Here is an 18,255-nt window from a genome sequence, read left to right on the forward strand (position 1 = left end):
TCATCCTAACCTACTGGGGTCGAGCCACTTGTCTGGACCCGTCCTCCGGACCCCCGTTTACGGGGAGAGGGTGGCGGCAGGCGGATGAGGGGCTAGCTCCTTTGCCGCGGCGTGACGTGAACCATCTCCAACCCCAGGAGACACCATGAAATCCATCAGTTTCGATACCACCAATGCGATCTGCGGCGCGCTTTTCGTCGCCTCCGGGGCTTTCTTCGCCATCCAGTCGCTGGGGCTCGACCTCGGCACGACGGTGCGTATGGGGCCAGGCTATTTTCCGTTGCTGCTTGCCGGTGTGCTCGTGCTTCTCGGTGCGATCATCTTCATTCAGGCCCTTCGGGTCGAGGGCGAGCCGATCGACCCGTTTGCCTGGCGCGGCATGCTCTTCATCCTGCCGGCGCCAGTCTTTTTCGGGCTGACCGTGCGCGGGCTCGGCTTCGCACCGTCCTTGTTCCTCACCGCCTTCATCGCCTGTTTCGCATCGCAAAAGATGAACCTGTTCTTTGCGATCGTGCTGTCGTTGCTGCTGACGATCTTTTCGGTCGCGGTGTTCAGCTACGGGCTCGGCTTGCCGTTCGAGCGTTTCGGCCCCTGGGTCCGGTTCTAGGAGGCGATGATGGATCTTTTCAGCAATCTCGCGCTCGGCTTTGCGACAGCCGGCACTCCGGAAAACCTGTTCTTCTGCCTGATCGGCGTGCTGCTCGGCACGCTGATCGGCGTGCTGCCCGGCATCGGCGCCACGGCGACGATCGCCATGCTCTTGCCGATCACCTTCCAGCTCGAGCCGGTTTCGTCGCTCATCATGCTCGCCGGCATCTATTACGGCGCGCAGTATGGTGGCTCGACGACGGCGATCCTCATCAACATGCCGGGCGAATCTTCCTCGGCCGTCACCGCGATCGACGGTTACCAGATGGCGCGCAAAGGCCGGGCCGGCGCAGCGCTTGCGATCGCCGCGCTCGGCTCGTTCTTCGCTGGCACCGTGTCGACCTTTCTCGTCGCGATCTTCGCGCCGCCGCTCACCGCAATCGCGCTGCAATTCGGCTCGGCGGAATATTTCTCGCTGATGATCGTCGGCCTCGTCTCCTCGATCGCACTGGCGCATGGTTCCGTTGTCAAGGCCTTAGCGATGGTGGCGCTCGGGCTGCTGCTCGGCCTTGTCGGCACCGACATCTATACCGGCACGCCGCGCTTCACGCTCGGCATCCGTGAATATGCAGACGGGCTGAATTTCGTGGCGCTCGCCGTCGGCGTTTTCGGGGTGGCGGAAATCCTGCGCAACCTCGAGGGCGAATCGACACGCACGGTGCTGATGGCCAAGGTGTCCGGCCTGCTGCCGTCGCGCCAGGAATTCAAGGAGATGATCGCACCGGTCATTCGCGGCACGGCGATCGGTTCGGCGCTCGGCATCCTGCCGGGCGGTGGCGCCATCCTTGCCTCCTTCGCCTCCTATACGGTGGAAAAGCGGATGTCGAAGACGCCGGAGGAATTCGGCAAGGGTGCGGTTGCCGGCGTCGCAGGGCCGGAATCGGCAAACAATGCCGGTGCGCAGACCTCGTTCATTCCGCTGCTCACGCTCGGCATTCCTGCCAATCCCGTCATGGCGCTGATGATCGGCGCGATGATCATTCAGGGCATCGTGCCGGGTCCGAATGTCGCCACCGAGCAGCCGGCGCTGTTCTGGGGCATCATCGCCTCGATGTGGATCGGCAACCTGATGCTGGTCATCCTCAACCTGCCGCTGATCGGGCTCTGGGTGAAATTGTTGACCGTGCCTTACTACGTGCTCTTCCCGGTCATCATGGCTTTCTGCTCGATCGGGGTCTACAGCGTTAATGCCAACGTCTACGACCTCTATGCCGTCGCCTTCTTCGGGCTCATCGGCTATGTGCTGGCCAAGCTTCGCTGCGAGCCGGCGCCGCTTCTGCTCGGCTTCGTGCTCGGGCCGCTGCTCGAGGAGAACCTGCGGCGGGCCATGATCCTCTCGCGCGGCGATCCGACGACTTTCGTCACGCGGCCGATCAGCGCCATTCTTCTGGCCATTGCGGTTGCCGTCCTCATCGTCGTCTTCCTGCCGAGCGTCAAGAAGAAGCGCGAGGAGGTGTTCGTCGAAGAGGCGTAAGGGTTGAACTCGCGCCTTGTTTGATGAACAACGGATGATCTGAGGCGGGCGCCGGTTGGGCGCCCGTTTCGCATGACAGGATATCCAGGCCCCAGGAGCATCGCCCGATGAGCATTCCCGCCCGGATCGAGGACGATCTGCCGTTTCTCATGGCCTTGCGCCGCGACCTGCACGCCCATCCCGAACTTGGTTTCGAGGAAGAGCGCACCGCCGGCATCGTCGCGAGGCTTCTCGATGATGCCGGTATCACCGTGCATCGCGGCCTCGGCGGCACCGGCGTGGTCGGTACGTTGCAGGTCGGGAGGGGCGCGCGCAGGATCGGGCTACGCGCCGATATGGATGCGCTCGCCATGCCCGAGCTGGTGGAGCGGCCTTATAAATCGACCATACCCGGCAAGATGCACGCCTGTGGGCACGATGGACATACGGCGATGCTTCTTGGCGCCGCGCGGCATCTGGCGGTGACTCGGAATTTTTCCGGCACGGTGCATTTCATCTTCCAACCCGCCGAAGAGGGGCGGGGCGGAGCCAGGCGCATGGTCGAGGAGGGGCTGTTTCGGCTTTTTCCTTGCGATGCCGTTTATGGATTGCACAATATGCCAGGACTTGCGGTCGATGAGATCGCCGTGGTCGAGGGGCCGCAGCTTGCCTCCTCCGATAGCTGGCGCACGACCTTTCGTGGGACCGGCACACACGGCGCCAAGCCACATCTCGGCCGCGATTCGATCACGGCCGCCGGCACTTTCCTGTCGTCGCTGCAGACGATCGTCGGACGGGTGGTCGATCCGCTGCAGCCGGCCGTCGTCAGCGCCTGCTCCTTGCAGGCAGGTGACCCGAAGGCGCTGAACGTCATTCCGGATATGGTCGAGATCGGTGGAACGGCGCGAGCTTATTCGCCCGAGGTGCGCGATCAATTGGAGACCGAGATCGGCCGATTGGCGCATGGCACTGCTTCTATGTACGGCATATCAGTCGACTATGCATTCGAGCGGCGGATTCCGCCTGTCATCAATGATCCGGATGCGACCGCGCGGGCGCTCGCAGCGGCCCGATCGGCGTTCGGCGGAAAGGTGCTGACAAGCTTTCCGCCGTCGACGGCGGGCGACGATTTCGCTTTCTTCGCGCAGAATGCGCCGGGTTGTTACGTCTGGCTCGGCAATGGGCCGGCGGTGGACGGGGCGTTGCATCACAATACGGCTTATGATTTCAACGATGGGGCGCTTGGATACGGGGCGGCTTATTGGGTGGCGCTGGTGGAGCGGGAGTTGAAGGCATAACTGGTGTTTGGGCTACAGCAGCACTCCTTCACATTATGATCTGTGCGTCTTGACTTACCAATCTTCCAGCACCGGACTCTCCATCACTTTCCCCGTCACCACATCGGCAATCCCGCGGTCCGTCTGGTGCGGGCCGGCATTGCAGGCGAGAGTGGCGCCGAAGCAGGCCTTGAAGACCCGATAGGGCGGTTTCCAGTCGACGATCTTGTCCATGGCCTTGCGGATATCGGTAAAGGCCAGGGCTGTGTCCTCAAGCGCTGCATCCGTCACCAGGCCGGAGAGTGGCAGCGGCAGGAGCGCTTCGATCCGGCCGTCTTTGGCGACCGCCATGCCGCCGCCGGCTGATATGACGGCGTTGGCGGCGAGCATCATGTCGCGCGCATTGCCGCCGAAGACGGTGAGGTTGTGGCTGTCATGCGAGACGGTGGTGCAGAAGGCGCCGCGCCATTCGCCCCAGCCGGTGAGGAAACCGACGCGTGGGGTGCCGTCGGCCTTGCCGTGACGATGGGCGACGGCGATCATGGCGCTGCCGGCCGGCGGCACGACGAAACCATCCCGCACCTCGGTTTCGACCTCGCCCCATTGCGTGAAGCGTGGCCGGTCGATGGTGGCGACACGGACACGCTCGCCCGTCGCCGGAATGCGGAAATCATCCTCGGTCAGCGGCGGCAGCTTCACCGAATTGACGAGCGGCGCCGTATCAATCTGCTGGACGGCACGCTGCATGCGGCCGTTGTGAGCGACGACGCGGCCGCCTGATACGACCAGCCGCGCCCGGAAATCCGTAAGGTCCTCGAAGAGCACGATGTCGGCCCGGCGGCCCGCGGCGACAAGGCCGAGATCGGGACGCTTCAGACGCTGTGCGGCGTTGAAGGTCGCGGCCCGGATCGCCCAGTCCGGCTTCATGCCGTAGCGCACCAGGCGCCTGACGACGTCGTCGAGGCCGCCGCCTTCCTGAAGCTCATCGGGAAAAACGTCGTCGGTGCAGAGCGTCACGGTCGGGGGCAGGTGGCCGAGACCGTTCAGAACCTCGACGAATTCCCGCAACAGATGATCGTGAGAGCCGCGCAGCTCGATTGTCAGGCCGGCGGAAAGCTTGGCGAGGAAATCGGCACCGGAGGTGAGTTCATGGTCGGAGGTGATACCTGATGCCATGAAGGCATTGAGATCGGCGCCTTCGAGGCCGCGTGCGTGGCCGCAGATGAGCTTGCCGGCGGCAAGGCCGGCATTGACGATATCAGTCATGCGTGGATCGCCGTCGATGACGCCGCGCATATTCATGACCTCGGCGACGCCGCCGACTGTCGAGGAGCGCAGCATTTCGGCGACGACGGTGGCATCGAAATCGGCGCCGGCAAGTTCCAGGCCCGGCGCAGACGGCACGCAGGAGGGGGCGAGCAGGATCATGCGCAGCGGCAGGGAACGCGCGGCCTCGATCGCCCAGCGCACGCCGTCGAGACCATGGACGTTGCCGAATTCATGCGGATCCCAGACGATTGATGTGACGCCGCGCGCCAAAACGGCGCTAGCATATTCGGCCGGTGTCACCATCGAACTTTCGACATGCATGTGCGTGTCGATCAGGCCGGGCGTCAGGATGCTGCCCGTCGCATCGATGATCTCGGCGGCATCCGTTCGGTTTGCCGGCGCATGGACACTGGCGATCAGCGCACCGACAAGGCCGATATCGGCCTCGCGGATCAGGCCCGTCACCGCATCGAGCAACCGGCCGCCGGTGATCAGCACGTCGAAGGGGGCATCGCCGCGCGCAGCAGTAACGGCGCGGGCGCGCAAAGCGGGATCATTGAGGTCGGCGGGTTCCTGGCGAGGGCTGGCGTTCATTTGCGGGCCTCGTTGACCAGGGCAGCGAGAATGATGACACGGGCCATGTCAGCATCGATGTCGGCGGCGAATTGGGCATTGAAACTCGCATGTGTGGCGCGGGTCTCGACAACGGTGCGGCCACGGGTGAGGGCGCCCTGCAGCTCGACGTCGATGCGCGCGGGACGGAAGCTGACGATATCGGGGGCGACAAAGGCGACGGCGGCGGAGGGATCGTAGATCGCCATGGCGGGGCGGCCGCGGCTGGTGGCGATGCGGATATAGCCTGAGAACATATCCGCGATCAGCTCGGCATTGGCGCCGCCGGCATTGCGCACCGGCTCGGCATCCTCGGGCCTTGCCAGCACCTTGCGGCAGAGATCGAGATCGACCATGCGCAGCGGCAGGCCGTGGGCAATGACGATCGAAAGCGCTTCCGGGTCGGCAAGTGCGTTGAACTCGGCGGAGGCCGTATGGTTGCCTGATGTGACGCCGCCGCCCATCCAGACGAGTTCGGTGATGCGGGCGGCAAGATCAGGCCGGGCGAGCGCCACGGCAGCGATGTTGGTGAGCGGGCCGAGCGCCAGGATGCGGTGCTGGCCCTGGCGTTCCAGCCAGCGGCAGAGCCCTGTGAAGGCATCGCTTTCGGCAAGGGCGGGTGCCTGCGGCAGGCTCTTGCCTGATGTCGGGATGCCGGTTTCCCCAAGGATCGCCTGAGCGGTCTCAAGCTTGCCGAGAACGGGCATGGCGCGACCGGTGTGGATGGGGAAGTTCCAGCCGAAGGCGCTGGCGGCGCCGGCGGCATTCATTCTTACCTGCGGCAGCGGCGTATTGCCGAAGACCAGCGATAGGCCGTCGATCTCGAATTCCGACTGTCCCACCACCAGAATGGCGGCGATGTCGTCGAAGCCCATGTCCGTGTCGATCCAGACGCCCATGATTTCATCCGAACCGTTTGAGACTTGCCGTGTCGGCAACTGGTAGATCGCAGGCGAGCGCGCCGTGTGGCGGCAGGCCTACATCGATCTCGGTCTCGATTGGGCCGGGCATGGTATCAAGCAGGAGTACTGCCGAGGCAATGGGAGCTTTTTTCATCTTACACGTTCCCCATCTCTCAGGTTTTCGGCTCTGAGGTTTCTGGTGCCGGCTTCGCAGGCCCGGATGATTGGCGGACGATCAACTGCATGGCAACGCGTTCGATCTCCGCGGTAACGAGCATGCCCTCCCGGATGCGGTTTGCTCTTATCGTAGCGACCAGCGCCGACACGGCAATCCCGGCAATCCTATCCATGTCCATCCGCACCGTCGTCAGCGACGGCGTGACAACAGGCGACCAGATGAGGTCGTCGAAGCCGGTGACGCTGACATCGGCGGGAACGTTGACGCCGGCCTGCTGTAACTCCGTCAGCGCGCGTAGCGCCTGCAAATCGGAAAGGGCTGCGAAAGCGGTGAATCCCTGCCTGGCCTTTTCGGCAAGGCCGAGCGGGCAGCCCCTGCCGCCATCCTGCTCGAGCCTATCGATCCATAGTGTTTCGGAATGCATGCCCGGGCGCATGCCGGCGCGGATGCCGCCGACGCGGTCGTTCTGAACGCTGGATTCCTGATTGTTGCCGATGATGAGGATGTGGCGATGGCCGAGATCCGCGAGGTGGTCGGCGATTTCGCGGCCGCCCTGCCAATGATCGGCGGAAACGGTGTTGCCCGGCGTCGAGGGAGTGTCGATGATGGCGACCGGACAGGTGGTGGACGAGATGCGGGTGGCGCGGCGGGGAATGACGATCATGCCATCGACGCCACGCTCGACCAGACGGTCGATCGCTTCGGTCTGGGTGGCGATATCGCCGCGGGAATCCGCGATCAGCACGCCGTAACCCGCAGCCGAGGCGGCGAATTCGATCGCCTGAGCGATCTTCGGGAACAGCGGATTGGCGATATCGGGTAGCACCAGGCCGAGAACGCCGCTGCGGCCGGTCCTGAGCGCCCTGCCGGCCTGGCTTGGGACATAGCCGAGCTCGGCTGCATGTTCACGGATTCTTTCGATCAATTGGCCGGAGACCCGGCCCTTGCCGGAGAGCGCATTGGAGACCGTGGCGACGGAGACGCCGAGCGACGTCGCTATCCTGCTGAGATTTGGTCCCGAACGCGATGGAGCCATAATCGACGGCGCTCTGATTAATCGTTTAATCAAAGGCTTACCTCAGCTATCTCAGCTTGTCGAATCCAAATTCGTCCTGTGTGTAATTAGCTGGAGGAGAGTTCGGCGGCAACGAAAAAGCCCCGCGAGACGATCGCGGGGCTCTGCCTTTTCAGAAGGGCCAAACGCCGATCAGCTCTTGGCGGGCTTCACCGCTGCTGTGGTATTGGGTGCGGTGGTCTTGCCGCCGGGCGCATAGCCGCCGCCGACTGCGATGTTCAGCGAGACGTAGTCCTTGGCCATCTGTTGGACGGACTGGGCAAGGCTTGCCTGAGCCAGCGAAACCTGGCGCTGCGCGTCGAGAACGTCGAGCAGTGAAGAGGCGCCGTCCTTGTAGGATGCGGTGGAAAGCTCGAGCGTTTCCTGGGTGGTCTTGACCTGGGCCTGAAGTGCGGCGACCGTACGGGCGTCGCGCCGGACAGCCGCAAGCGCGTTCTCGACCTGTTCGACGGCGGTCAGCACCGTCGACTTCCAGTTGAGGTAGGCCGTAGCGGCATCGGACTGGGCCGACTTGACGTTGGCGCGCAGGCGGCCGCCATCGAAGATCGGCAGGTTGAGGGTCGGACCGAAGGACCAGGGGGTCAGGCCACCGTGGACGCCGCGCTGGTTGATGTAGGATGGCGAGATCGAGCCGCTGAGCGAGATGCTCGGATAGAGCTGGGCCTGGGCAACACCGATATTGGCCGTTGCGGCGGCGAGATCACGCTCGGCGACGCGAATGTCGGGACGGTTGCGGATCAGATCGGCCGGGATGCCGGAGTTGATGCCGCCGCGGAATACCGGCTGACCGGCGCCCCTCAGCAGTTCGTCGACGAGGGCCGAGGCCGGCAGGCCGAGCAGCGTGGCGATGTGATGGGCTGATATGCGGATGTTGGTTTCAAGGCCCGGAATTTCGGCGAGCGTGGACTGTACGAGGCCTTCGGCCTGAACGACGTCGAGACGCGAGGCGGCGCCGGCTTCAAGCTGGAACTTGGTCAGTTCGTAGGTTTCCTGACGAGACTTCAGGTTGGCCTTCGAAAGCGCCAGGCGCTGCTGATAGTAGCGAACGTCGATATAGCTCGAGACCAGGTCCTGGACGAGGGTCAGCTTGGCGACATCAGCCGATGCGTAAGCGGAATCGAGCGAAGCGAGCGCGCTTTCGGTGCTGCGCTTGTAGAGGCCAAAGAGATCGAGCAGCCAGCTCAGCTGGACGTCGCCGGCGCTGGTGTTGCGCGTGTCGAGTTGCGTGCGCAGTTCGCCCTTCTGACCGCTGATCGTGTGCGACGCGCCAACCGTCAGGTTCGGAAGGCCGCCGGCTCCGGCGGTGGTGACGGCGGCGGAGGCCGCATTGATGCGTTCGATCGCCTGCTGGACTGTCAGGTTCTGCTCAAGGCCCGCGTTGACGTAGCCGTTCAGCCTCGAATCGTTGAAGGCGGTCCACCAGGCTGCGGTAGCAACATCACCATCACTCTTCGTTCCGCCTTCTCCGAATTTGGCGGGCAGCGGCATTTCAGGAGGAACATGATCCGGGCCAACAACGCAGCCCGACAACAATAACAATAATGCCGGGGTGGCAAAACGAAGAGATACCATTCATTTCATCCTGTACTCGAGCAAGTCAATTCTTGTCCGAAGCTTCATGCTTCACTAACGCGCGCCGCGCCTCGTTACCAAAAACACACACCGAAGCAGTCGGGCGCAATGTAGCAATCGGAACAGCATTATCACAGTGCATTTATATCACACTCCTGCCGCATTTTTGCCGCGTGTGGCAAAGATGCGTCGGATGACAACGAAAAAGGACGGTACGAAGAAAATTCCGAGCATCGTCGCCGCCAGCATGCCGCCGAGAACGCCTATGCCGATGGCGTTCTGTGCCGCCGAGCCAGCGCCAGTCGCGATCGCCAGCGGCACGACGCCGAGAATGAAGGCAAGTGAGGTCATGATGATCGGCCGCAGGCGCAATCTTGCCGCCTCCAGCGTGGCTTCGTAGAGCCCCATGCCGCTTTCCATACGGTCCTTGGCGAATTCGACGATCAGAATCGCGTTCTTCGCCGCCAGCCCTATGGTGGTGAGCAGGCCGACCTTGAAATAGACGTCGTTTGCCTGGCCGAAGAGCGTTGCCGCCGCCAGTGCCCCGAGAATGCCGACGGGTACCGCCATGATCACCGAGAAGGGGATCGACCAGCTTTCGTAAAGTGCCGCCAGGCAGAGGAAGACGACGAGAACCGAGATCGCGTAGAGCATCGGCGCCTGCGAACCGGAAAGGCGCTCCTGATAGGAGATGCCCTGCCAGGCGACCGTATAACCGCCGCCGAGCTGTTCGGTCAGCGCTTCCATTTCGTTCATCGCATCGCCGGAGGAGACACCGGGTGCGGAAGCGCCGTCGAGCGGAATGGCGCTAACGGCGTTGAAGCGGGCAAGCGATGGCGCGCCTTTCACCCACTCCGTCTTGGTAAAGGCGGAGAAGGGTACCATTTCACCGGCAGTGTTGCGCGCGTACCAATGGTCGAGATCATCCGGCTGCATGCGGAAGGGCGCATCGCCCTGAACATAGACCGGCTTGATCTCGCCGTTCAGCGTGAAGTCGTTGACGTCGCGGCCGGTGAAGATGATCGACAGCATCGAGTTGACCGAGGCGATGTCGACGCCCATAGCGCCGATCTTCTCCTGATCGAGCACGATGCGCATCTGCGGCTCGACTTCCTTGTTGCTGCTGCGCAGCGCCACGATCTTGCCCGAGGTGTTGCCCATCTGGATCAGCCGCTTGGAGGCGGCCGTCAGGGCGTCGTTGCCGTGGCCGCCGGTGTCGACGAGATACATGGAGAAGCCGCTCGATACGCCGAGACCCTGAATCGCCGGGGGCAGGAGCGCGAAGACCTGCGCCTCGCGGATGGCAAAGAAGCTGCGCAACGCGCGGTTGACGACCGACTGGGCGCTCAGCGTCGGATCGGTGCGCTGTGCGAAATCCTTGAGCTTGGTGAAGACGATGGCGCTGTTCTGGCCGGAACCGTTGAAGCCGAAGCCGAGCGCGCCAAACACGGATTCGACGGCGTCCTTCTCGTTTTCACGATAGTATTTCTCAACCTTCTCGACGACTGCCTGGGTTTGCTGCGTGGTCGAGCCCGGCGGCGTGGTGACGATGGTCAACAGCACGCCCTGATCTTCCTGAGGCAGGAAGGAGCTCGGCAGACGGGTGAAGAGATAGGCGCAGCCGGCGCCGACGAGGAGGAAGACCAGCATGACGCGGATCGGCCGCTTCAGCAGATAGCCGATGGCGCTGATATAGCCGTTGGTCGAGCGCGTGAAGTTGCGGTTGAACCAGTCGCCGACGCGGTGTTTCCTGTGTTCGCCGACCGGCTTCAGCATTGTGGCGCAAAGTGCAGGCGTCAGCACCAGGGCGACGAGCGCCGACAGCAGCATGGCCGAGACGATGGTGATCGAGAACTGGCGATAGATGATGCCGGTCGAACCGCCGAAGAAGGCCATCGGAATGAAGACGGCAGTCAGCACGAGCGCGATGCCGACAATGGCGCCGGTGATCTCTCCCATCGATTTTTCCGTCGCCTCAAGTGGCGAGAGCTTCTCTTCGGTCATGATGCGTTCGACGTTTTCGACGACGACGATGGCGTCGTCGACAAGAAGGCCGATCGCCAGCACCATGGCGAACATCGTCAACGTATTGATCGAGTAGCCGGTGACCGCCAGCACTCCGAAGGTGCCGAGCAACACCACGGGCACCGCAATCGTCGGGATCAGCGTCGCCCGCAGGTTCTGCAGGAAGATGAGGAGGACGACGAAAACCAGCACGATCGCCTCGATCAGGGTATGGACGACCTTCTCGATCGACAGCTCGACGAAGGGCGTGGTGTCGTAGGGATAGGTGATCGCGACACCTGCCGGCAGGCCGCGGCCGATGACCTCGAGCGCGGAGCGCACACGGGCGGCGGTATCGATGGCGTTGGCGCCAATCGCCAGGTTGACGGCAAAACCGGTCGACGGCTGGCCGTTATACCGCGAACCGCCGCCGTAGCTTTCCTGACCGATCTCGATGCGCGAGACATCGCTCAGGCGCACGGTCGCGCCGTCCTTTTCGACCTTCAGGATGATGTGCTCGAAGTCGGCGACGGTGGTCAGCTGGCTTTGGGCGGTGATGGTGACGTTGATCTGCTGGCCGGGGGTAGCCGGCTGGGCGCCGAGCGAACCAACGGAGACCTGGGTGTTCTGCGCCTGGATGGCTGATGTGACGTCGCTCGGCGTCAACTGGTACTTCAAGAGCTTGAAGGGATCGAGCCAGACGCGCATGGCGTATCCCGAACCGAAGACGTTGATGCTGCCAACGCCTTCCAGGCGTTGGATCTGATCCTCGATGGACGTCGACATGATGTTGCCGAGATCGACCGAGTTGCGCTTGCCGTCGGTCGAAACCAGCGAGCCGACGAGCAGGATGCTCGAGGTCGAGCGGGTGACGCTGATGCCGGCATCGATGACGTCGCTTGGAAGCTGCGACTGAACCAGCTGCAGCTTGTTCTGCACCTGCACCTGGGCGATATCGGGATCGGCGCTCGTCCCGAAGGTGAGCTGGATGCTGGCCGAGCCCGTCGATGAGGTTGAGGTCATGTATGTGAGATCGTCGAGGCCGGTCATGCCATCCTCGATGATCGTCGTCACCGATTTTTCGACGGTCTCAGCGCTGGCGCCGCGATAGGTGGCGTTGATGCGAACCGTCGTCGGGGCGATGTCGGGATATTGCGAGATCGACAGCGTGAAGATCGCCAGCAGGCCGGCGAGCATGATGGTGATCGCAATGACCCAGGCGAAAATCGGACGTCGGATGAAAAACTTGGCCATCGGTTGTTCCTGTGCGGCTGAGACGGTGACGATGCGGGGCTTCAGCGATTATTTCGCTGCAGGCTTCTCAGCATCACCGGCCGCTGGCTGCTCGGCAGCCACGACCACGCCATTGTCGTTGATCTTCATCGGGACCGGTTTCACCGGCATGCCTGATGTGATCGATTGCAGGCCGCTGACGATCAGCTGATCGCCGTCCTTGATGCCTTCGGTCACGAGCCAGGAATTGTTGGAGGGCGAACTGTTCTCGAAGGCACGGGTTTCGACCTTGCCTTCGGCGGAAATGAACTGTGCCGTCAGCCGGCCGTTGGCATCACGGCTCGTCGCCAGCTGCGGCAATGCATAACCGGCCTCGGCGCCAAGCTCGACGGTTGCCCGGACATACATGCCGGGCAGGACGATGCGATCGGGATTGGGAAAGAGCACGCGGATGATGAAGGTGCCTGTGGTCTCGCTGACCACCTGCTTCGACATGTCGAGCTTGCCCTGCTGGTTATATTCCTTGCCGTCTTCGAGGATCAGGTGGAAGGCGACGTTGTCTGCACCCTTGATGTCGCCGGCGGTCATCGCGTCGCGCAGCTTCAAGAGGTTGGTGCTCGATTCCGTCAGCGAGATGTAGATCGGATCGAGCTGGCGGATCGTCGTCAGCGCCGTCGTCTGGTTGGCCGAGACGACGTTGCCGACATTATAGGCCGTCTGGTCGATGACGCCGTCGAAGGGGGCGATGATCTTGGTATGGTCGAGGTCGATCTGGGCGGCGGAAAGTGCTGCCTTCGCCGACTCGACTTCGGCCTTGGCCTGGAGCAGCGTCGTCTTTGCTGTTTCGAATTCGATCTGGGTGGCGCCGCTGCCGACGAGGCGCTGATAGCGGTCGAGATTGCTTTCAGCGCTCGGCACGCTGGCTTGCGCCTTGGAGATTGCCGCCTTGGCCTGCTCGACGGCGGCGATATAGGGCGCATCCTCGATCTGGTAGAGAAGGTCGCCCTTCTTGATCTCGCCGCCTTCTTTAAAGGCGATCTCGCGGATAAGGCCGCTTACCTGCGGCCGGATATCGGCTGTCTGAAATGTCTCGGCGCGGCCGGGAAGGATCGTCGTGATCGGGAAACTGGCTTTTTTCAGGGTGATCACGCCGACCGGCGAGGCCTGTTGTGCTGCGCCCGCACCGGCATTGCCGGCGGGCTTGCCGGCATTGTCGCTGCAGGCGGCGAGCAATGCGCCGAACGCCAGGGCCGTGGAGAGGAGGAGGGCACGCCGTATCATTCTGAATTCCCTGTTCGGTGGCAATCGGCGTTCAATCCGCAGGCTCGGCCCGGCCGAACGCAGGCTTATATAAGCGTCAGGATTGATCTGGCTTCAAATGCCATTAGCCGAATTTAACAAAAGCTTTATGAAGTGACGTAAGTCAGCAATCGTCACTTAGCAAGCGTTATTTTGCAGTGCGGCATCGACAAAGCCGACGATATCCTCGGCGCGGTGCACGAGGGTTTCCTTGTCGTCGCGGGCGATGAGGATGGGGTGCAATACGCAGGCCAGGAGGTCTGCGACGGTGTGTGCGGCGCGCTCGGGATCGCGGCAATGATAACGCCCCTCCGCGATACCCTCGCGGATGATCTCGCCGAGCTTCAACTCGATTCGGGCGCGATAACGGTTGCCGGCCTCGAGTTTGGCCTCGATCGTCGAAAGCACCATTTCGAAGATGTAAGGATTTTTCTGAATGTCCTGCAGATGACCTTCCAGCAGGCGCAGGACGAAGCGGAGCAATTGCTCCTTCGGCGGCAGATTCTGGTCGAAGGCTGCGAAACGCTCGGTGGCATTGTCGAGATGGCGTCCGGCGATCGCATCGACCAGCGCGACCTTGGAACGGAAATGCTTGAAGACATTGGCGGGTGACATGTGCAATGCACTGGCGATATCGGCGATTGACACCGCGAGGTAACCGCGCTCACGAAACAGCACCTCTGCCATGGAGAGGATGTCCTCCCGCGTTTCCTCGGCTTTGCGTCTCGGCCTTCTCGTCATCTGTCCCCCGCCCGGCCGAGCCCGATGCCCCTTTTTTCTGATGCTAGCGCGATTGGAGGGAGGCTGCCAAGCCAATGCTCGGCCTGGCAGCTTTCATGTATCGCCATGTCAAGGGAAATAGGGAGCGAGGCTGCCTCGCACGCGGGCAAGCGGCGTCTCGCCGCTATTGTCGGGAACAAAGCGCTCGCCGGTAATCGCCTCGTAAGCCTTGATATAGACGGCCGAGGTCTGCTCGATCAGTTCGACAGGAATTTCAGGGATCTCGTCCTTATAGGGATCACAGCGCTCGGCAACCCAGGCGCGGACGAAATCCTTGTCGAAACTTTCCGGACGTTTTCCGGCGGCAAAACTTGCCGGGTAGCTTTCGGCAAGCCAGTAACGGCTACTATCGGGGGTGTGGATCTCGTCAGCGAGAATGATGTTGCCGTCGCCATCGGTGCCGAATTCATATTTGGTGTCGACGAGGATCAGACCGCGCTTGGCCGCCATTTCCTGGCCGCGCGCAAAAAGGGCGAGCGCATATCCCGACAGAGTGTCCCACTGCTCCTTGGTCAAAAGGCCGCGGCTGACGATTTCGGCAGGCGTCAGCGGCTCGTCATGGCCGCCGTCGAATTCCTTGCTGGTCGGCGTGATGACGGGCTCGGGCAGGATCTGGTTGTCGCGCATGCCGTCGGGCAGACGCATGCCGTACATCTCGCGCTCACCCTTTTTATAAAGCGTCAGGATCGAGGTACCGGTGGTGCCGGCGAGATAACCGCGCACGACGATCTCGACCGGCAGGATGTCGAGCCGCTTGCCGATGACGACATTCGCATCCGGATAGTCGAGAACGTGGTTGGGGCAGATGTCCTTCGTCGCCTCGAACCAAAAGCGCGCTGTCTGCGTCAGGACCTGGCCCTTATAGGGGATGCAGGTAAGGATGCGGTCGAAAGCGCTCAGCCGGTCGGTGCTGATTATGATACGGCGTCCGTCCGGAAGATCGTAATTCTCGCGCACCTTGCCGCGATAATAGTTCGGCAATTCGGGGAAATGGGCTTCGGAGAGAATTCGCACGGCGCTCGACTATCCTTGATTATTGGGTGAAGACTTCCTGCTCTAGTTTTATTGCTGGGGAAGTCAAGCCGAGGCTGGACAGAGGCGCCCTCAAGCAAAGAAGAACAATCCTCATGTCCCGCGTCTGGCCGATGGTGCCTGCCAGCGGCCTGCTTCGTTCCGCTCCAGAATAGGCGTTGCGAAGACGCCGACGGTGCGCGTGGTCCATTGCGGCCCAGCGGCCGCGAGGCTTTCGCGCCAGCGCTCCGATTGCAGCATGGCGGCGGCGATGACGGCGGGTTCGATGCCGCAGCCTGTCAGCAGGTTGATGCCCGCGACGATCGAGGTGCCGCTGGAAATCACATCGTCGATCAGCGCGACGCGCCGTCCCTTGAGCAGCGGCAGCATGCGCGGATCGATATAGAGGCGTTTCTGCTGCATCGGCGTGGTGATCGAGGACAGGGCAACGGAGAGCTCGTCGCGATACCAGAATTTGCGTGAGGTTCCGAGCGGGACGTAGCGGCTGTGGCCGAGCTTTTGCGCCACGGCGGCGGCCAGCGTCAGGCCGAGGGTCGGCAGACCGGCGACGATATCGATGCGCATCGGCCTGATCTTTTCGGCGAGGCTTTCGGCGAACGCATCGAGAACGGCGAAGCTCGCCTGGTTGACGATCAGCGAAGCGAGAGCGTGATCGCCATCCGCCAGCGCGCGGATCGGCAGGCGAAGCTGGCGGCCGTCTTCGAGAACGGCGACATAGAAGGAGGTGAACTCGCCATCATCGGCAAAGGTGCCCGACGGGTGAATCTCCTGCCAGAAATCGTGCGGCGCCATCTCCGTCATTTCAGTCAATTGCGTCTCGCCTTTTCCATCCCGGCCTTCCGGCGCAATGCCTGCAATTCCGTCTCTGTCAGGGCACGCACCGCGCCTTTCGGCAGTTCGCCGAGTGCGAGCCCGCCGATTGCAACGCGCACGAGGCGCAGGCATTCGCTTCCGAGCGCTTCCAGCATGCGGCGGATCTGGCGGTTGCGGCCCTCGTCCAGCTCAACCTCGATCCATGAGTTCCTGTCGCCCTGGCGCAGGCGCCGTGCGGCGGTTGCCGTCAGCAACTCGCCGTCGTGGCGGATGCCCGATGTCATCGCGGCAATGCCCTCGTCGTCCATGATGCCGTCGATCTGGACATGATAGGTCTTCGTCACATGCGTGACCGGATCGAGCAGGATCTGAGCGAATTCGGTGTCGTTGGTGAAAAGCAGCAGGCCCTCGCTCGCCTTGTCGAGCCGGCCGACCGGAGAGAGATGCGGGATGTCGAAATCCCTGAGGCAATCATATACCGTCGGCCTGCCTTCGGGATCGTGGCGGGTGGTGACGAGACCGCGGGGCTTGTTGAGCATCAGATAGATTTTCGCTTCGGCAGCGATGACCAGGCCGTCGATGCTGATCCTGGCAGTGCTAAGATCGACCCATGCCGAGGTCTCGCTGACCGTGCGGCCGTCGACGGCAACGCGGTTTTCGGCAATCAGCCGTTCGGCCTGGGTGCGGGAGCAATAACCGAGCTTGGAAAGGGCACGGGGAAGGGTAACCCGCTTAGCCGCGGCGTTATCGGCGGGCTTTGTCCGCTCGCGCGTCTTATGCGGTGGGCGCCGCTCCCTCATCTGCCGTCCTTGTACTGCTTTTGATGCCGTTTCTTGGCATGAACGGAACAAGGATGCCAGCAATCGGAACAAAAAAACGAGGGGAATATAAAGACGCCGCAAAACAATTTCGGCGCTTTGGGATAAAGCGCCGTCAGGGCTTTGACAGGGTAACGCTGCCTCAGTGGCAGGCCATGAAGCCCGCCAGTTCTTGGCGGCTGACGACAATACCGGCGGCGGCCTTGACCGGGTCCGGATGTGTATAAGAAAGGCTTGGCATTTCCGGCAGGTCGAGTGCCTGGCGCATATTCATGATGCCGACCGCGTGACGGCCATTGGCGCCGTCGACGCTGACTTCGATGATGCAGTTGGCCCTCTTGTTTTCCATGATGATCCTCCCTTCGTTTTTTATGTTCCCATAGCTCACATTAAAAATTGGTTTTTGTAAGACATAAGCATTTACGCACCCTGCCGAAAAACGGATCGGCGGGTGCGTAAAAACCGGTTTATGGGTGGCTGTGGTCTGTTTAGCGCCACCAGTGGCGAGGCTGCGGCTGCGAACTGCCGGAAAGCAGATATCCGGCGAGGAAGCCAATGGCGCCGGCAAGCGCCAGCGCAGTGGTCGTTGCGGTCGGATGCTCGCGGGCGGCGCCGGCGGCGGCCGCACCTTCGGCCCTGATTTGGGCGACGGCGTTCTTTGCCCGGGGCAGGGCTTCGTCGTATGCCTTGCCGGCGCGGCCGCGTACTTCGTAATAGGCTTCGGCGCCTTGAGCGGAAATCATCTTCTGCAGGCGCGAGACTTCCTGTTGGAGTGCGGCGATGTCCTTGCTGACAGTTGCTCTGATATCATCGGTATTGGCAGCCATGTCGGTCTCCTTCCTTCAATGGGAAAGAAAACACCCAAGTCGATGATAGGTTCCGAAATGTCAGCCGCTGATTTGTGACGGAAATTTAGAGCTCGCCGGTCGGAGACGGTTTAATCCTCTGTTAACCATAAATCGGCTCAAGGCGCTGTTTTTTCGCGATCTTTCGGGGTTGAGAACGACTTTCCGATCGATTTTTGACCGGCCGGTAAAGGATTTTCCAGGAATCTGTCCCGGGAATCCGCCCTGTGGATAATATCCACCGACAAAAACCCCAGCCGAATCAACCTGTTACAAAAATGTCAAAAAACTTTGGCTAGGTGTGTTGACTTGGAAAAGGGGTTAGTTCTATAAGCCCCCTCACTGAACGAGGGCGGCGGCGCTGCTGGCGACGAAGTCTTTCGTTCTAAAGAACCTCAAGCGGATTGGCGGATTGCTGGTTTGTGTTCTGGGCGCGAGTTTGGAA

General features: G+C 62.1%; 15 protein-coding genes. 3 read left to right on the top strand and 12 right to left on the bottom strand.

The annotated features are described in order from the left end of the window. Positions 1 to 145: 145 nt before the first annotated feature. The 3 genes from EEQ99_RS16845 (at position 146) to EEQ99_RS16855 (ending at position 3,399) form a co-directional block, all read left to right on the top strand. Entirely contained in the window at positions 146 to 607 is a 462-nt protein-coding gene (locus EEQ99_RS16845; protein WP_029868283.1) for a tripartite tricarboxylate transporter TctB family protein, read from the top strand. 9 nt (positions 608 to 616) lie between these two features. Next, a complete protein-coding gene (locus EEQ99_RS16850) occupies positions 617 to 2,122 on the top strand; it encodes a tripartite tricarboxylate transporter permease (RefSeq protein WP_018243405.1) in 1,506 nt (501 codons plus the stop codon). Positions 2,123 to 2,229: 107 nt separating this feature from the next. Continuing rightward, the gene (locus EEQ99_RS16855; RefSeq protein WP_097545466.1) at positions 2,230 to 3,399 is read left to right on the top strand and encodes a M20 aminoacylase family protein; all 1,170 of its coding nucleotides are present in this window, start codon (positions 2,230 to 2,232) and stop codon (positions 3,397 to 3,399) included. Positions 3,400 to 3,453: 54 nt separating this feature from the next. Here EEQ99_RS16855 and EEQ99_RS16860 read toward each other — a convergent pair whose 3' ends face one another. The 12 genes from EEQ99_RS16860 to EEQ99_RS16915 all read right to left on the bottom strand — a co-directional run bounded on the left by EEQ99_RS16860 (position 3,454) and on the right by EEQ99_RS16915 (position 17,792). Continuing rightward, positions 3,454 to 5,241: an adenine deaminase gene (locus EEQ99_RS16860; RefSeq protein WP_127430771.1), complete on the bottom strand. Its 1,788-nt coding sequence runs from the start codon at positions 5,239 to 5,241 to the stop codon at positions 3,454 to 3,456. Next, positions 5,238 to 6,158: a nucleoside hydrolase gene (locus EEQ99_RS16865; RefSeq protein ID WP_025570667.1), complete on the bottom strand. Its 921-nt coding sequence runs from the start codon at positions 6,156 to 6,158 to the stop codon at positions 5,238 to 5,240. Before EEQ99_RS16865 ends, EEQ99_RS16860 begins: the two co-directional genes overlap by 4 nt. 176 nt (positions 6,159 to 6,334) lie before the next feature. Next, on the bottom strand, positions 6,335 to 7,375 hold the full coding sequence (locus tag EEQ99_RS16870; RefSeq protein WP_029733029.1) for a LacI family DNA-binding transcriptional regulator: 1,041 nt from the start codon (positions 7,373 to 7,375) through the stop codon (positions 6,335 to 6,337). A gap of 171 nt (positions 7,376 to 7,546) precedes the next feature. After that, positions 7,547 to 8,986 (bottom strand): efflux transporter outer membrane subunit, encoded by a 1,440-nt coding sequence (locus tag EEQ99_RS16875; RefSeq protein ID WP_029733030.1) that lies wholly within the window; start codon positions 8,984 to 8,986, stop codon positions 7,547 to 7,549. A gap of 147 nt (positions 8,987 to 9,133) precedes the next feature. Then, complete coding sequence (locus tag EEQ99_RS16880; protein ID WP_025570604.1) at positions 9,134 to 12,244, bottom strand: efflux RND transporter permease subunit; 3,111 nt, start codon at positions 12,242 to 12,244, stop codon at positions 9,134 to 9,136. A 48-nt stretch (positions 12,245 to 12,292) separates the two neighbouring features. Further along, positions 12,293 to 13,504 (bottom strand): efflux RND transporter periplasmic adaptor subunit, encoded by a 1,212-nt coding sequence (locus EEQ99_RS16885; protein WP_025570605.1) that lies wholly within the window; start codon positions 13,502 to 13,504, stop codon positions 12,293 to 12,295. Positions 13,505 to 13,660: 156 nt separating this feature from the next. Next, positions 13,661 to 14,263: a TetR/AcrR family transcriptional regulator gene (locus EEQ99_RS16890; RefSeq protein WP_028756368.1), complete on the bottom strand. Its 603-nt coding sequence runs from the start codon at positions 14,261 to 14,263 to the stop codon at positions 13,661 to 13,663. Positions 14,264 to 14,371: 108 nt separating this feature from the next. Continuing rightward, positions 14,372 to 15,316: a phosphoribosylaminoimidazolesuccinocarboxamide synthase gene (locus EEQ99_RS16895; RefSeq protein ID WP_028756369.1), complete on the bottom strand. Its 945-nt coding sequence runs from the start codon at positions 15,314 to 15,316 to the stop codon at positions 14,372 to 14,374. A gap of 111 nt (positions 15,317 to 15,427) precedes the next feature. Beyond that, a complete protein-coding gene (locus EEQ99_RS16900; protein ID WP_280178087.1) occupies positions 15,428 to 16,135 on the bottom strand; it encodes a phosphoribosyltransferase in 708 nt (235 codons plus the stop codon). Positions 16,136 to 16,140: 5 nt separating this feature from the next. Next, positions 16,141 to 16,947 (bottom strand): pseudouridine synthase, encoded by an 807-nt coding sequence (locus EEQ99_RS16905; protein WP_029733032.1) that lies wholly within the window; start codon positions 16,945 to 16,947, stop codon positions 16,141 to 16,143. 160 nt (positions 16,948 to 17,107) lie between these two features. After that, complete coding sequence (locus EEQ99_RS16910; protein WP_025570485.1) at positions 17,108 to 17,314, bottom strand: hypothetical protein; 207 nt, start codon at positions 17,312 to 17,314, stop codon at positions 17,108 to 17,110. Positions 17,315 to 17,453: 139 nt separating this feature from the next. After that, positions 17,454 to 17,792: a hypothetical protein gene (locus EEQ99_RS16915; RefSeq protein ID WP_025570484.1), complete on the bottom strand. Its 339-nt coding sequence runs from the start codon at positions 17,790 to 17,792 to the stop codon at positions 17,454 to 17,456. Positions 17,793 to 18,255 lie beyond the last annotated feature (463 nt).

Source organism: Rhizobium anhuiense, assembly GCF_003985145.1.
GTDB classification, from domain to species: Bacteria; Pseudomonadota; Alphaproteobacteria; order Rhizobiales; family Rhizobiaceae; genus Rhizobium; species Rhizobium anhuiense.

Bases quoted from the DNA above. Each gene is read 5' to 3' on its own strand.
- EEQ99_RS16845 (WP_029868283.1), top strand. From the start codon at position 146: ATGAAATCCATCAGTTTCGATACCACCAATGCGATCTGCGGCGCGCTT.
- EEQ99_RS16850 (WP_018243405.1), top strand. From the start codon at position 617: ATGGATCTTTTCAGCAATCTCGCGCTCGGCTTTGCGACAGCCGGCACT.
- EEQ99_RS16855 (WP_097545466.1), top strand. From the start codon at position 2,230: ATGAGCATTCCCGCCCGGATCGAGGACGATCTGCCGTTTCTCATGGCC.
- EEQ99_RS16860 (WP_127430771.1), bottom strand. From the start codon at position 5,241: ATGAACGCCAGCCCTCGCCAGGAACCCGCCGACCTCAATGATCCCGCT.
- EEQ99_RS16865 (WP_025570667.1), bottom strand. From the start codon at position 6,158: ATGGGCGTCTGGATCGACACGGACATGGGCTTCGACGACATCGCCGCC.
- EEQ99_RS16870 (WP_029733029.1), bottom strand. From the start codon at position 7,375: ATGGCTCCATCGCGTTCGGGACCAAATCTCAGCAGGATAGCGACGTCG.
- EEQ99_RS16875 (WP_029733030.1), bottom strand. From the start codon at position 8,986: ATGGTATCTCTTCGTTTTGCCACCCCGGCATTATTGTTATTGTTGTCG.
- EEQ99_RS16880 (WP_025570604.1), bottom strand. From the start codon at position 12,244: ATGGCCAAGTTTTTCATCCGACGTCCGATTTTCGCCTGGGTCATTGCG.
- EEQ99_RS16885 (WP_025570605.1), bottom strand. From the start codon at position 13,504: ATGATACGGCGTGCCCTCCTCCTCTCCACGGCCCTGGCGTTCGGCGCA.
- EEQ99_RS16890 (WP_028756368.1), bottom strand. From the start codon at position 14,263: ATGACGAGAAGGCCGAGACGCAAAGCCGAGGAAACGCGGGAGGACATC.
- EEQ99_RS16900 (WP_280178087.1), bottom strand. From the start codon at position 16,135: ATGACGGAGATGGCGCCGCACGATTTCTGGCAGGAGATTCACCCGTCG.
- EEQ99_RS16905 (WP_029733032.1), bottom strand. From the start codon at position 16,947: ATGAGGGAGCGGCGCCCACCGCATAAGACGCGCGAGCGGACAAAGCCC.
- EEQ99_RS16910 (WP_025570485.1), bottom strand. From the start codon at position 17,314: ATGGAAAACAAGAGGGCCAACTGCATCATCGAAGTCAGCGTCGACGGC.
- EEQ99_RS16915 (WP_025570484.1), bottom strand. From the start codon at position 17,792: ATGGCTGCCAATACCGATGATATCAGAGCAACTGTCAGCAAGGACATC.